We start from the raw sequence: 13705 nt of genomic DNA on the forward strand, positions 1-13705 counted from the left end.
ATATACTTTTCGCCATCAGCTCGTACTAAGTACGTCAACGAAAAGGGGTTATGTATGCAGACAACAACATCACAGGATTTTTCTGCCAGTCGTCAGGTAACAGAAAACTGGTTCAGTGCTTTTGCCGCAGGAGATATTGCCAGACTGACACAATTGCTCTGTGAAGATGTGGTATGGCATGTGGACGGGGATCCCGGGGTCAGTACCGCAGGATTATTACAGGGTAGAAATAAGGTCGTCGCATGGCTCAGGAGCTTCCCACAAAACTTTCTCGCCAGAGAGTTTGTGATTAGCCATTACTATGGTGACCATGAAAATGTTCTGGCGGTAGGTCGCTTCCGGCACACTATTCTTTCCACCGGGCAAACTGTTGGCAGCGATATGGTGATCCGCTTTACTGTCAGAGGACAGCAGATATCCCGTTATCAGATCTATGAAGATTCTCTGTTGCTGAAACAGGCATTCACTGTACAGCCACAACCAGTGCATCAGCAGGTGCGGATTAATGGCACCGTGTATCGTTATCTGGATATCGGGGAAGGGCCAATACTGCTGTTTGCACACGGACTGTTTCTGGGCGGGCAGGCTTTCCGCGCACAATATTCCGGACTAAGTCAAAACTACCGCTGCATAGTGATTGATATGCCAGGGCACGGGCAGAGTGGCCACTCGCCGTCAGGCTGGACCCTCGATGATATTGCCGAAGATTTGGCTCTGATGATTGAGGAGCTATTTCAGCAGCCCGTCACTTTTATTGGTCAGAGTCAGGGAGGAATGGCAGGGATACGGCTGGCGGCACGTTTTCCTCAACGGATACAGCGCATGATCCTGTTGGGGACCAGTGCCCGCGAGGAGCCTGCAGACAGAATGGCTGTCTGGCAGCAACGGCGCGAGATTTTGCACAGTGGAACGCAACAACAACGCAGTCAATTGTTTACCAGCCTTCAACAGACGTTGAACAGCTCCCGCTGGCTGGAGAATTCACCGCATGAGGCTCTGGAAGAACGGCAATTAATGCTGCAACAGGACCCACAGGCGATGGCGCTGGCAGCCACCGCAGCAGTATTTACCCGTGGAGATATACGACCGTTGCTGGCTGATATTAGGGTACCGGTACTGGTCATCTGTGGTGAAAAAGACCCTGCGACGCCACCGGAACTCAGTATAGAGATTGCAGATACACTGCCATCAGGTGAGCTGGCTCTGTTGCCTGAGACCGGGCATCACCCAATGCTGGAATCCGCAGAGCAGGTCACGGGGCTTATCCGGCAGTTTCTCAGTAAAACTGACCACTAAGACAGATAACCGCTGTTTATTGCTGGTGGTGTGCTTGCAACAGGCAGCGGTGATTATTTTTTATTCATGGAAAATTCTGATGCTGTACTGACATAGTACTCACCAGAAATGAGTCTGGTTCCCAGGATGCTGTCTGAACCGGCTAATGAGGTTGAATTCGGATGTTTTATCAGGTCGCTGATGACCTTATCCGGCTGCCTGTCCGGTAAGCTATCCCTTGAATCACGGGTACTTTCGCAGATATGTCCTTATAACCGATGACGAGATACCAAAGATTGTCGGCTTCTATACACTTTCAGGCAGCAGTTTTGAGCGCGACTCTTTGCCAACCAAAAGCCAGCAAAAGGAGATCCCTTATTCTAATGCTCCGGCTATCACTCTGGGCAGGTTGGCAATAGACATATCGCTTCAGGGAAATGGCTACGGGGCGGTACTTGTTGCCCATGCAATAAAAGTTGTGTCAAAAGCTTCTGATGCGGTCGGCATACACGGTATGTTTGTTGATGCTTTGAATGAAGCAGCAAGAAAATTGTACCGCCAGTTGGGTTTTACCGAACTTAAATCGCCCAATGACAATTCACTCTTCATCTCAACTTCATCCATAAAACTACTTTATCCCTAATCTGAGATAAATCCAGCGAAGGTGGGCAATGGTCTGGTTTATTTAAAAAAACTCATAACACTGCCCGGTCTGTTTAGCCATGCAGGTAATCAATCCGGATAGTCGACAGATAATCTAAAATAATCTCATCTTCAATAGTGAAATCATATCCATGGATTGCGCTTTCATTATTTACGGGAAAAAGGGGTTTTCCGGTACGTTCAGTCCCAGTGTATCGCGCAAGGTTTTGCCAGGGTATTCCTTACGGAAAACACCGGACCGTTGCAGTCTGGGAACAACCTCGTCCAGGAACAGGTTGCCGTCAGTTTCCAGATAAGCGGGTAGGATCACAAAACCATCACAGGCTCCGGCCTGATACCATTCTGTCATCATTGCCGCAATTTCGTCAGCGGTACCTGCCGGGGACGGGAATGACAGGCTTTCTGCATAACGTAGCGCCATTTCCCCTAAGGTCAGTCGCTGTTCAAGTGCCTGACTGATCACAAAATTAAACCGGCCTTTGCTGCCGGTGATAAAATCACGAATATCCGGCACGGGTTGGTCAACCGGATAGCGTCCCAGATCATGATTCATGCTGGCGGACATAAAACTCAACGCAGAATCCACCGTGATCAGAGAATCAAGATGATGCTTTTTCTCCTTCGCTGCCGCGCGTGTTTCTGCAATCACCGGAACCAGACCGGGTAAAATGCGCGCATGCTGTGGCTGACGTCCGGCCAGCGCCACTTTCTGCTTAATCCGCTGACAGAAACTGGCTGCTCGTTGCAGATCCGGTTGTACGACGAACATTACCTCGGCAAAGTGTGCGGCAAGATCAATGAATTCATCAGACACTCCCGCCTGAATGGTGACCGGGTAGCCCTGCGGCGGCCGTGGGATATTCAATGGTCCACGGACACTAAACCATTCACTGTGATGATGCAGATAACGAAAGCGTTCCGGATTAGCAAACAACGCATTTTGCTGGTCATTAACTACCGCATCGGCGGCGAAACTGTCCCACAATTGACGGACCAGAGGGATAAATTCGGCGGCACGCCGGTAGCGTTCGCTGTGTGAATAGTGTTGTGAACGTCCGTAATTACGTGCCTCGGCATCGCTGACCGAAGTCACTACATTCCAGGCAGCCCGGCCTTCGCTGATATGGTCAATATTTGCCAGTTGGCGAGCCACGGTATAAGGCAGAGAATATGAGGATGAGACGGTGCCACCGAGTCCGATTTGCGTAGTGACCGCCGCCAGTGCAGCCAGCAGAGTCAACGGTTCCGACCATCCCTGGGGCCGGCTTCTGACGGTTGCTGACAGGTCACCGCCATAGATATCATCAATGGCCAACTTATCTGCAATAAACACCATATCCAGTTTTGCTGCTTCTGCACGCAATGCAATATTGCGCAGTAACGGCCAGCGACTGCCGTTATCCCTGGCTGCCTGTGGATAGCGCCATCCGCCCTGGTGGATACCCGCATCGAGATATAACGCAAGGTTCATCATGGCTGGAGTCCCTTTGACGCTGTAAAAAATCCGGCACTGAGTAAACTCCTGGCTTTCAGACCTGGCTTAATCAGGCCACTTTGAGTGAAGGTATCTATTGCCGCCTGTTGACGGGCGATCAGCAGGTTAAAATTGCTCACCGGTGAGTTGTCTTCACGTTTTACCTTACTTAATGCGACGTTTTCCGGGATACCCAGAATCCGGCTGATGGTTTGAGAATAAGCTTCCGGGTGTTGTAACCCCCAGATTCTGGCTCTGGATAATCGCTGGCTAAAATCCTGTAACTCATCGTGTTTATCAGCAATTGCCTGATCGGTCGCCACCAGGTAATTGGATACAGGGAAGTTTTTGCCGTCTACCAGAAGACGGTCGCCAGACTGGTATAAACCGAATGAAACATAAGGTTCCCAACTGGCAACGGCATCCACTGAACCATTATCCAGCGCCGGTGAGGCATCTGCCGGGGAAAGGAAGACAAACCGGACACTGTTCGCAGGCATACCAGCTTTGGCCAGCGCCGAGAGCACCAGATTTTGCCCCGCAGAGCCTTTCACCGTAGCGACTGTCTTACCCTGAAGCTGATGGATGTTATGTATCGGGCTGTTCTGTTTAACGATAATTCCGTTACCCAGGTATTGAGATGCCTGCACAGCTTTAACCGAGGCTCCCGCCGCGACGGCAAATGCCAGCGGGCCATCACCTACCATACCTGCATCCAGATGACCGGAATTCAGTGATTCCAGTAGTGGGGCTGCATTGGGAAACTCGACCCATTTCACCGTATATGACAGATGACTGATTTCACCGGCAGCTTCCATCACGGCCCTGGCATTGCCTTTCTGATCACCGATAGTCAGTTGTGTGGCCTGAACTGTTGCGCTGCAAAACAACAATGCACAGATAAATAATTTCATTTACTATTTCCCTGTTAAATTCACAGCTTAACCAGCGGCATCATGGCGGCAAAATAACGATATCTGACAAGCTTTTCCGCCAGATGGCAGAAACCGATATCCTATCCCTGAAGGAGCAGAAATGACTGCCACCCGGAGTTTACCTGTTGTACTACTGCCCGGTTTTATGCTGGATGAAACGCTTTGGGATGATTACCTGGAAAAAATGACAACAGACCGCAGCTATTTGCGGCTGCCATTGTCACCGGGTGAAACGTTGCAGGAAATTGCCGCCGGTTATGCAGACCGTCTGCCTGAACGCTTTGTGATTGTGGGCTTTTCGATGGGTGGTTATGTCGCCCGTACTTTAGCTGCGCAATACGGGGAGCGGGTGACAGGAATGATACTGATAGCCACCTCGTTGCGTGACGATACACCGCTACAGAAACAGCGGAAGCGGGACGCTGCTGCTGCAACCCTGAATGGGAGTTTTCAGGGATTAAGTCCGTCCGCGATTAAAACCTCACTGCACCCGGAACATGCTGCTGATCCTCAACTGGTACAGCGAATCAGAAACATGGGTAAAACGCTGGGAGCACAAGTGTTCCGTAATCAGTCTCTGCTCGACCGGACAGATATTCCGCTTAACAGTATCAACTGTCCGGTGCTGGTGATCAGCGCACGTCAGGATAATCTGCGTCTGCCGGAGGAAGCCGTTGAGCTGGCAGAGCGGTTTACTCAGGCTGAATCGCTGGTGGTTGAGCACTGTGGACATATGATCCCTCTGGAACAACCGGCAAAACTGGCAGAAATTACCACCAACTGGCTGGCGAAACACCGGCTGTAAAACAGTCTGTCCCCCGGTGCTGGTGAGGCTTGTTTCCCGGGGGAAAGTTTACTGCATTTTTGATCAACCCTTCTGAACGTTTAACTTTTCTTCGCTGTCTGCTCCTGATAGTGCAATGCACTGTACAGGAGCACCATGATGGGAAATTTCCGACTAACTCACGGTAATCACTGGCGATGTCGGGCAGCATAGTTTTGGCATTCTGCTTGCATGGGATTGTCTATACATGGCCGGATAACCCCGGTCTTCTGCTGACTCTGACGGAAGGGTACCTTTATGTTTTCAGTGCGTAATTTGACAAAAACAGTGGCTGTACTGTGTTGGGCAGGTGCAATGGGGATGTCGGCAACGGCAGCGCAGGCAGCGGATACCACTGAAGTCAAAATGGGTATCGAACCCTGGCTCGGCTATGGACAGTGGTATGTCGCTGCCGGCCAGAACATATTTGAAAAACAGGGCCTGAAAAAGGTCAATATTATTAATTTTACCGAAGATAAAGATATTAACGCAGCACTGGCCAGCGGGCAGATCGATGTGGCAAATATCGCCACTCATACCGCAATGGGAATGATTTCGGCAGGGTTGCCGGTCAAAATCGTTATGATGCTCGATCAGAGTAATACTGCAGATGCCATGCTGGCGGGTAAAGGTGTTGCCAGCATTAAAGATCTGAAAGGTAAGCAGGTGGCCTATGAAGAGGGCAGTACCAGCGATATTCTGCTGCGCAGTGCACTGGCCGCCGCGGGGCTGAAATATTCAGATATTAAACCGGTGCCAATGCCAGCGGCCTCCGCCGGGGATTCTATTATTGCCGGACGGGTTCCGGTCGCAGTGACTTACGAACCTTATCTGACAGTAGCGCGTAAGGGGAATCCTGATCTGAAGGTTATCTATAGCGGGGCATCTGACCCGGGGCTTATCAGTGACGTGCTGGTAGTCCGTGATGATTATATTACTGCGCACCCGCAGGAAATTAAGGCACTGATTAAATCATGGGGTGAGGCTCTGGATTATTATAACGCTCATACCAGTGAGGGACGGGCAGTAATTTCCAAAGCGGTGGGTGCTTCCCCGGATGATCTGAAAACTGCATTTGACGGTATTCATTACTATTCACTGGCCGACAATAAAAAGTTCCTGTCACATGATTTTACGACCAAAACCTTCCCACACATTCTGAAAGCGGCTACCGAAGCAGGTATTGTCAGTGCTCCGGTGACCCCGGCACAAACGATAGATGCCAGCTTTGTTGATGCACCGTAATTCTCTGTTTGATCTGCAGCTCTGTCGGATAACGGCAGAGTTTTGCCTTTGTGTGGAGTCACTATGAGTACCCCTCAACCTCAGCAGTCGGGGCGTCAGCCTGTTCGTAAAAAACGTGGCAATTTGCTGACTATCGGTAAAACCCCGTCGCGGGCACAGTTTTTGTCAATTTCCGTGGCAGTCTTTGTTTTCTTATTGCTGGCCTGGTGGCTGGCCACTTCCGGCGGGTATGTGAAGCCGATTTTCCTGCCAGGTATCGACAGGGTCTGGGATCGCATGGTTGCCCTGGCGCTGAATGGCACTTTACTCAGCGATATTGGCAGCAGTCTTTACCGGATTGTTATTGCCTTCGCTATCTCTTCGGTGATGGCGATTATTATCGGGGTGCTGGCGGGCTGTTACGGACTGTTTAAAGCTATTTTCGAACCGCTGGTCGATTTTATCCGGTATATGCCAGTGGTGGCCTTTGTCCCGCTGACTATTCTCTGGACAGGGACTGATGACAGCCAGAAATTTCTGGTGATCTGGATTGGTACCTTTTTCCAGCAGGTACTGATGATGATGGATGCTGTTAAGCGTGTGCCTGGCGATTTTGTCGGACTCGGCAGAACGCTTGGTATGCCTGATCATAAGATCCTGTTACGGATCGTCATTCCGTCAGCATTACCAGCTATCTGGGATGCGCTGCGTATCAGTCTCGGATGGGCATGGACGTGGCTGGTACTTGCCGAGCTGGTGGCTTCCACCTCCGGACTGGGCTACCGGATCGTGGTCTCTCAGCGTTATTTTCAGACCGATACCATCATCGGTTACATCCTGCTGCTTGGCATTCTGGGGCTGATTACCGATCAGTTAATGCGCGGTGCTGAGCGAATTCTGTTTCGTTACAACCGGAGACGTTCCTAATGGCTACCCTCGAACTTCATCAGCTTGAAAAAAGCTTCCCTATGGGTAAAAGCCGTCGTCGGGTGTTGAAAGAAATCGATCTGACGCTGAATGATAATGAATTTGTCTCGGTGGTTGGCACTTCCGGCTGCGGTAAAAGTACCTTGCTGTCGATTGCTGCGGGACTGGAAGAATTTGACAGCGGCGATGTGCGGGTGGACGGCCAGTCGATCACCGGACCCGGGCTGGATCGCGGCGTGGTATTTCAGTCTTATACCTTGCTTCCCTGGCTGACCGCGCGGGGCAATATTGAATTCGCCCTGAAAGCCGCGGGTACACCTGCCCGGGACTGTCGGGAGATTGCTCAGCAGCATCTGGAACTGGTGAAGCTTGGTGCTGCGGCCGATCGCTGGCCAGGCGAGCTTTCCGGCGGGATGAAACAGCGCGTCGCTATCGCCAGAGCGCTGTCATATCGCCCGAAAATCCTGCTAATGGATGAACCGTTCGGTGCGCTGGATGCAATGACCCGTCATCAGATGCAGCAGTTGCTGATCGAAATCTGGGAAAAGCACCGTCTGACGGTGATGTTTGTCACCCATGATATTGAAGAGGCGGTCTGGTTATCCGACCGGATAGTGGTCATGGGTCAGGGGCATATCGATACTACTTTCGAGGTAGGGCTACAGCGACCAAGGCATGAGGGGATTAACCGAACCTCTGAATTTACCGATCTGCAGCACGAAGTTCTGCATCGTATCCATCAACATTCTACTGTTTATTGATAATTAAGGATTGGTTATGTCTGTTTCTTTTCACGATCTTTCACTGGCAGATGAATTACCGGCCCAACTGTTTCGCCGGACTGAATCTGATTTGTCGTTTTTTACCGAAAAAGTTAAACCGATTATTGAAGCAGTTCGAACCGAAGGCGATCAGGCATTAATCCGCTTTGGTCGGGAGTTCGATGGCGTGGTGCCGGAACATTTTTCTCTGAAAGCGACCGAAGAAGAATTTGAGCAGGCGTTTGCCCGCATGGATCCTGAAATTATCGAAACGCTGCGTATGTCGGTCGCCAATGTACGTGTTTTCCATGAAGCACAAAAACCGGAAGAGATGTGGTTTAAAGAAATGCTGCCAGGCGCATTTGCCGGGGATCGTCATGTGCCAATTGATTCAGTTGCCTGTTATGTGCCGCGGGGTAAAGGTTCGTTTCCCAGTGTACTGATTATGACCGCGGTTCCTGCTGTGGTTGCCGGAGTTCCTCTGCCGGTTGTGATTACTCCGCCGGGACCGGATGGGCGGGTTGATGATGCCACGCTGGTGGCTGCCCGGCTGGTGGGTATTAACGATATTTATAAATGTGGCGGCGCCCAGGGAGTGGCAGCGGTGGCGTATGGCACGGCAACAGTGCCCAAATGCCTGAAAATTGTCGGTCCCGGTAGCCCGTGGGTGGTTGCGGCAAAACGACAGTTGTCCGGACTTATCGATCCGGGCGTTCCTGCCGGCCCAAGTGAAAGTATTATTCTGGCTGATGATTCAGTTAACGGAGCACTGGCTGCGCTGGATCTGTTAATTGAATCGGAACACGGTCCGGACTCATCGGCTTATCTGGTGACCTCCAGCCCGGAAGTTGCCCGTGAAGCGATCGAAGCTCTGCCTGGTTACTGGCAGACCATAGGTGAGAAGCGCGCTGGTTTTTCACAGGCAGTGCTGGGTGGAACTCATGGCGGTGTAGTGTTAACTAAAGATTTCGCCACGGCAATAGAGTTCGTCAATAGTTATGCGCCGGAACATCTGGAGATTCTCGCCAGTGAACCCATGGAAGTCATGATGCGTATCCGCAACGCAGGCGAAATTTTGCTCGGGCCGCATACTCCGATCACTCTGGGGAATTTTATGCTCGGTCCGAACGCGGTCCTGCCGACCAATGGCGCAGCGAAAACTGCCGGACCGCTGTCGGTGTTTGATTATATGAAACGGATATCGGTAGCCTGGGTGACCCCGACGGGGTATCAGACGCTGGCGCCAAACGCTAGACGTTTTGCCGGGTATGAAGGATTCCCTGGCCATGCACTGGCGGTATCTGATATTCGTCAGGATTTACTGAAGGGTCGTGGCGATGAGTGAGTGCCGGCGCCCACCACTGGCTGCCGAAGCCAGGCTGTTAACCCGGCAGGGGGAGTGGCAGGCAGCCGCCGAAAAGCTGAAACAATTGATCAGTGAAGTTACCGGTCGTAAGGCGGTAACACTGACCATAAATCGCGATCAATACAGCCTTAACTCACTGAACGGCCGGGTTACTCTGGACGATCAGCAGACCTTCTTTTTCAAGTATCACCACGAAGAGGGAGAAGAGAGTACGGTAGAAGAATATTACCGGGCTGAATTGTTACGGGAACATGGGTTTCCGGTGGATGTGCCGTTGTTCACCTGTGGCGAACCCGGGCGACAAATCCTGTTGTACAGTTTGCGTGATGACCGCCGGCTGGCCGATGTCTGCCGCGACCTGGAAACCCGGCACGACTGGCAGGCCATAGTGCCGGTGGTCAAAGCGCAACGCGAAGCGGATGAACTGCTGCTAAGACAAACATTACCGACCCTTCGACAGGCTTCCTCAGAAGAAATCGCGGGTGAAGCCATTCATCAGTTGTTTTATCACCGGCTGATTTCTGACGGAGTGACTCCTGGACTGGGTGGCAGGGTTGCGGCTTTCTATATCGGGAAAAGTTTTCTGTTAGGTGACCAGCAGATTGAGTGGCAGCAGCTGAAAGATATGCACTGGTGTATTAATGGTGTGTTATATCCGCACACTCTGGAATCACTGTTCCTTGAATCCGGCCAGCGGCTAAATCCGGATTATCTGAACGGGCAGGGAGTGGTGGTAGCACACGGTGACGCTCATAATGCCAATGTCTGGTATGAAGAGAGTGACCCTCCGCGACTGGTTAGTTTTGACCCCGCCTTTGCCGGAAGTGCCATCCCGTCACTGCTGGCTGAAATTAAAGCCACATTTCATAATATTTTTGCTCATCCTTGCTGGTTATACGAGCCTCAGGATGCGGAAGAACGTTACAGTGTCACAGTAACTTTGCAGGATAATCAAATCAACGTGACTCATAACTGGCAGCTCACTCCGTTACGTGAAGCATTTCTGGCCAGCAAAGGTGATTTGTACTGGAAGCCATTGCTGGCCACGCTGAAAGACAAAGGCTGGTTACCGGATGACTGGCAGCGGATTGTCCGGCTGGCATTATTTTGTTGCCCGACGCTGGTCATGGATTTACGTGCCGGAGCGGCGGGCCAACATAACCCGGTCAGCTCAGCAATCGGTTTGTCAGTGGCTGTCATGCTGGGCAGTGGCGGCGACTCACACTTCAGTGAATGGCTAAACAGCCTAATCTGAATTCCCTACATGAGGAACAGAGAATGAAAGTCGTAGTTCTTTATGCACCAGGTGATCTCAGAGTTGAGCAGAAAACATCGCGTATCCCGCCCGAAGGCTGGGTGCAGGTAAAAGTCTTACGTGCCGGGATTTGTGGTTCCGACCTGCATAATTTCAGAACAGGTAAATGGATGACCGGTCAGCCAGTCACTCCGGGACATGAACTGTTCGGTGTGGTAACCGGTCAACAGAACAGCGCGACATTCGCCAATGGTTGTCGGGTTGTTGCCGATTCGCGGGTTTGGTGCGAGGAGTGTGATGCCTGCCAGCGGCAGGACTTCCAGCTTTGCCAGAAGCTCGGTTTTGTCGGAGAGGTTTTTGACGGTGGATTTGCTGAACAGGTGTGGTTGCCTGAACGTAATTTACTACGGGTTCCCGACGAGGTTCCGGACGACATTGCTGTTCTCAGTGAGCCGCTGGGGGTGGCATTACGGGTCGTCACTCAACTGAATCCTCCCAACGGTGCAACGGTGAAAGTTGCCGGAGGTGGCACCATTGGTGGTCTGGTCGCATTGTTGTTGCACCACCTTAAAGGGTGCAAAATACAGCTTGCCGAACCTAACAGTGAACGTTACCAACGGCTGGCAGCGGTGATTCCGTTGCAACCGGCGGGGCAATTTAGTTATGCCGTAGAAGCTACCGGCATCGCTTCGGTGCTGCGCCAGCTCAGTGAGCAAATTTCCGCGGGAGGGAAGATTGCTCTGGTGGGGATCTTCCATGATTCCGCCGGGCTGGATTTTAACTACTGGGTGGAGCGGGAAATCAGCCTGGTAGGCTGCAGTGTATTCCGTGATGAGCAACGTGATGCACTGGGGATAATGGCAGAACTGACAGCGGAGTTACGACAGCTGACTGCTCCGGTTATTCCACTGGATGATGTTCCGGCAGCTTACCAGCGCTTACTGGCCGGGCAATCCGGCTACCTCAAAACGGTGATCCAACCATGAATAAAATGAATGCTTTTTCGCTCAGTGGCCAGCGGGCATTGATAACCGGAGCGACGAGAGGTATAGGCCTGGCGATTGCCACAGGACTGGCAGAGGCTGGAGCTGAGTTAGTTATCAGCGGTCGTCATCAGCAGAGTGTCGATCAGGCTGTTGACCAGCTGCGCAGTCAGGGATATCAGGCTGATGGTATCATACTGGATGTCACCGATATTCCCGCGATAGAAACCGCAATTGCTGCTGCCGGTGTGATAGATATTTTGATTAACAATGCCGGAACTGAACAGGTGTGTGCCTCGGAAAACGTGACTGAACAGCTCTGGGATACCATTGTCGGAACAAATCTGAAAGGTGCATTTTTCTGTGCTCAGGCCGTCGCAAAATCGATGCTGGCCGCGGGACGCAGTGGCAGCATTATTAATATCTGTTCACTGACCAGCCTGGTCGGTGTTGCCGGGGCAGCCGCTTACGGCAGTTCTAAATCGGGGCTGGCGGGGTTAACCCGGGCACTGAGCACCGAGTGGGCCGGGCGGGGAATTCGTGTTAATGGTATTGGACCGGGTTATTTTGAAACCGAATTAACCGAAGTGTTCTACCGTGACACTCAATGGCGTGAAACCATGCAGCAAAAAATACCGCAGCAACGGTTCGGGGAACTTGAAGATTTAAAAGGGGCCGCTGTGTTTCTGAGTTCAGCAGCAGCCCGCTATATCACCGGTCAGATACTTTATGTTGATGGTGGTTATCTGGCGGCACTCTGACCCGACGGGGTATAGAGTAAGTCAGGTGTCAGTTCTCCAGGTGATGTACAGCCCAGCTGCGCAAGTGTCTGCGAGGTCTCGCCGATTAGCGCAGCAATGGTTTTATCAAGTTGCGCCCGCCCGCCAACAGCGAGTGCATACAGTAATGGCCGGCCAAGTAAAACCGCATCTGCGCCAAGAGCCAGCGCTTTCACGATATCTGTGCCGCGACGAAACCCGCTGTCGATCAGTAAAGTGAAACCGGGTCCCGTCTGACGGCGGATTTCCGGTAACACGGTTAACGGGCTGAGTGTGCCGTCGAGTTGCCGTCCACCGTGGTTTGAAATGACAATACCAGTAGCGCCGATACTTTTTGCCAGTAAAGCATCCTGTGGTGTCATCAGGCCTTTAATGTATAAATCTCCCTGCCACAGTGAGCGTATCCACTTCAGGATCTCCCAGTTTAAAGTTGTATCCATCTGACTGGCAAAATAGCCCGCTCCGCCAGCGCCTTTTTGGTATTCCGGCGGCAAATAGGGCAGCAGATTACCGAATCCGGGCATTCCTGCGGGAAGCAGGGTTGAACAAAACCAGCGTGGTTTCATGGCAACTTCGGCCATTGCCCTGTACGACAACTTCATTGGGCGTCGGTAATGGCGTTTATCTCTTTCACGGTTGCCGAAATGAACGGCATCAACAGAGACCACCAGAGCACTGCAGCCAGCACGGGTAGCTCTTTCAAGCAGATCCCGGGTGACCTGTCGGTCTTTTAGTACATACAACTGAAACCAGCGGTCTCCGGGGGAAGCCTCTGCGACTGACTCCATCGCGGCAGTAGATACAGTACTCTGGATATAGCCGATACCTGCCTGTGCTGCTGACTGAGCAAGCATCAGATCGGCGTTATGCCGCAGCATACCGTTATAGCCAGTGGGGGCAACCAGCAGTGGCGCTGATAAACGGCTGTTACCCAGGCTGACAGAAAGATCTCTCTGGCTGGCATCCCGTAATACCGACGGCGCAAACAGCCACTGGTCAAATGCACGACGGTTAATTTGCAGGGTTTTCTCATCCTCTGCGCCGCCATCAATATAATCAAAAACAAAGCCTGGCAGTATGCGTTTTGCCTGGTTACGCAGATCGTCAGTATTAAGAATCATAGCAATTTTATTAAGCCTCGCTTTGTCAGGTATCACGGAAGTGAAAATCCACCTCCGGAATGGAAAACTTTAGTTATCTTCTGGCAACCGTAATTGCCGGGTACAGAGCGCAATAACCT

At 51.8% G+C, this 13705-nt stretch carries 13 protein-coding genes; 10 read left to right on the forward strand and 3 right to left on the reverse strand.

Features of this window, described 5'->3' with window-relative positions:
• Positions 1-54: 54 nt before the first annotated feature.
• Together A7K98_RS09645 and A7K98_RS09650 are read left to right on the forward strand one after the other, a co-directional pair.
• On the forward strand, positions 55-1296 hold the full coding sequence (locus tag A7K98_RS09645; protein WP_087488366.1) for an alpha/beta fold hydrolase: 1242 nt from the start codon (positions 55-57) through the stop codon (positions 1294-1296).
• A 217-nt stretch (positions 1297-1513) separates the two neighbouring features.
• Complete coding sequence (locus A7K98_RS09650; protein ID WP_087488367.1) at positions 1514-1918, forward strand: GNAT family N-acetyltransferase; 405 nt, start codon at positions 1514-1516, stop codon at positions 1916-1918.
• 171 nt (positions 1919-2089) lie between these two features.
• On the opposite strand, the gene A7K98_RS09655 is transcribed toward A7K98_RS09650, so the two are convergent.
• Both A7K98_RS09655 and A7K98_RS09660 read right to left on the reverse strand, forming a co-directional pair.
• Positions 2090-3412, reverse strand: a complete 1323-nt coding sequence (locus tag A7K98_RS09655) for an NtaA/DmoA family FMN-dependent monooxygenase (protein WP_087488368.1) — start codon at positions 3410-3412, stop codon at positions 2090-2092.
• Positions 3409-4326, reverse strand: coding sequence for an ABC transporter substrate-binding protein (locus A7K98_RS09660; RefSeq protein ID WP_087488369.1), 918 nt, complete (start codon positions 4324-4326; stop codon positions 3409-3411). The genes A7K98_RS09655 and A7K98_RS09660 overlap by 4 nt, the downstream gene beginning before the upstream one ends.
• A 121-nt stretch (positions 4327-4447) precedes the next feature.
• Between A7K98_RS09660 and A7K98_RS09665 the strand changes: the two genes are divergently transcribed.
• The 8 genes from A7K98_RS09665 (at position 4448) to A7K98_RS09700 (ending at position 12447) form a co-directional block, all read left to right on the forward strand.
• Positions 4448-5152: an alpha/beta fold hydrolase gene (locus A7K98_RS09665; RefSeq protein ID WP_087488370.1), complete on the forward strand. Its 705-nt coding sequence runs from the start codon at positions 4448-4450 to the stop codon at positions 5150-5152.
• A 339-nt stretch (positions 5153-5491) separates the two neighbouring features.
• Positions 5492-6415 (forward strand): ABC transporter substrate-binding protein, encoded by a 924-nt coding sequence (locus A7K98_RS09670; RefSeq protein ID WP_237268683.1) that lies wholly within the window; start codon positions 5492-5494, stop codon positions 6413-6415.
• 63 nt (positions 6416-6478) lie between these two features.
• Positions 6479-7321, forward strand: coding sequence for an ABC transporter permease (locus A7K98_RS09675; RefSeq protein WP_087488372.1), 843 nt, complete (start codon positions 6479-6481; stop codon positions 7319-7321).
• Complete coding sequence (locus A7K98_RS09680) at positions 7321-8082, forward strand: ABC transporter ATP-binding protein (protein ID WP_087488373.1); 762 nt, start codon at positions 7321-7323, stop codon at positions 8080-8082. The genes A7K98_RS09675 and A7K98_RS09680 overlap by 1 nt, the downstream gene beginning before the upstream one ends.
• Before the next feature lie 16 nt (positions 8083-8098).
• Positions 8099-9427 carry a histidinol dehydrogenase gene (gene hisD, locus A7K98_RS09685; RefSeq protein ID WP_087488374.1) on the forward strand — a complete coding sequence of 443 codons (1329 nt, stop codon included), beginning with the start codon at positions 8099-8101 and terminating at the stop codon, positions 9425-9427.
• Complete coding sequence (locus A7K98_RS09690; protein ID WP_087488375.1) at positions 9420-10703, forward strand: hypothetical protein; 1284 nt, start codon at positions 9420-9422, stop codon at positions 10701-10703. The genes hisD and A7K98_RS09690 overlap by 8 nt, the downstream gene beginning before the upstream one ends.
• Before the next feature lie 23 nt (positions 10704-10726).
• Positions 10727-11689 (forward strand): zinc-dependent alcohol dehydrogenase, encoded by a 963-nt coding sequence (locus A7K98_RS09695; protein ID WP_087488376.1) that lies wholly within the window; start codon positions 10727-10729, stop codon positions 11687-11689.
• Complete coding sequence (locus tag A7K98_RS09700) at positions 11686-12447, forward strand: SDR family NAD(P)-dependent oxidoreductase (RefSeq protein ID WP_198361150.1); 762 nt, start codon at positions 11686-11688, stop codon at positions 12445-12447. The genes A7K98_RS09695 and A7K98_RS09700 overlap by 4 nt, the downstream gene beginning before the upstream one ends.
• On the opposite strand, the gene A7K98_RS09705 is transcribed toward A7K98_RS09700, so the two are convergent.
• Positions 12429-13586 (reverse strand): alpha-hydroxy acid oxidase, encoded by a 1158-nt coding sequence (locus A7K98_RS09705; RefSeq protein ID WP_087490445.1) that lies wholly within the window; start codon positions 13584-13586, stop codon positions 12429-12431. The genes A7K98_RS09700 and A7K98_RS09705 overlap by 19 nt on opposite strands.
• Between the last annotated feature and the right edge of the window lie 119 nt (positions 13587-13705).

Origin of the sequence: Tatumella citrea (assembly GCF_002163585.1) — a bacterium.
In the GTDB taxonomy this organism is placed as follows: domain Bacteria; phylum Pseudomonadota; class Gammaproteobacteria; order Enterobacterales; family Enterobacteriaceae; genus Tatumella; species Tatumella citrea.

What these genes read in the sequence shown, in the direction of transcription:
- A7K98_RS09645 (WP_087488366.1), top strand. Translation starts at nt 55, where the DNA reads ATGCAGACAACAACATCACAGGATTTTTCTGCCAGTCGTCAGGTAACA.
- A7K98_RS09655 (WP_087488368.1), bottom strand. Translation starts at nt 3,412, where the DNA reads ATGATGAACCTTGCGTTATATCTCGATGCGGGTATCCACCAGGGCGGA.
- A7K98_RS09660 (WP_087488369.1), bottom strand. Translation starts at nt 4,326, where the DNA reads ATGAAATTATTTATCTGTGCATTGTTGTTTTGCAGCGCAACAGTTCAG.
- A7K98_RS09665 (WP_087488370.1), top strand. Translation starts at nt 4,448, where the DNA reads ATGACTGCCACCCGGAGTTTACCTGTTGTACTACTGCCCGGTTTTATG.
- A7K98_RS09670 (WP_237268683.1), top strand. Translation starts at nt 5,492, where the DNA reads ATGTCGGCAACGGCAGCGCAGGCAGCGGATACCACTGAAGTCAAAATG.
- A7K98_RS09675 (WP_087488372.1), top strand. Translation starts at nt 6,479, where the DNA reads ATGAGTACCCCTCAACCTCAGCAGTCGGGGCGTCAGCCTGTTCGTAAA.
- A7K98_RS09680 (WP_087488373.1), top strand. Translation starts at nt 7,321, where the DNA reads ATGGCTACCCTCGAACTTCATCAGCTTGAAAAAAGCTTCCCTATGGGT.
- hisD (WP_087488374.1), top strand. Translation starts at nt 8,099, where the DNA reads ATGTCTGTTTCTTTTCACGATCTTTCACTGGCAGATGAATTACCGGCC.
- A7K98_RS09690 (WP_087488375.1), top strand. Translation starts at nt 9,420, where the DNA reads ATGAGTGAGTGCCGGCGCCCACCACTGGCTGCCGAAGCCAGGCTGTTA.
- A7K98_RS09695 (WP_087488376.1), top strand. Translation starts at nt 10,727, where the DNA reads ATGAAAGTCGTAGTTCTTTATGCACCAGGTGATCTCAGAGTTGAGCAG.
- A7K98_RS09700 (WP_198361150.1), top strand. Translation starts at nt 11,686, where the DNA reads ATGAATAAAATGAATGCTTTTTCGCTCAGTGGCCAGCGGGCATTGATA.
- A7K98_RS09705 (WP_087490445.1), bottom strand. Translation starts at nt 13,586, where the DNA reads ATGATTCTTAATACTGACGATCTGCGTAACCAGGCAAAACGCATACTG.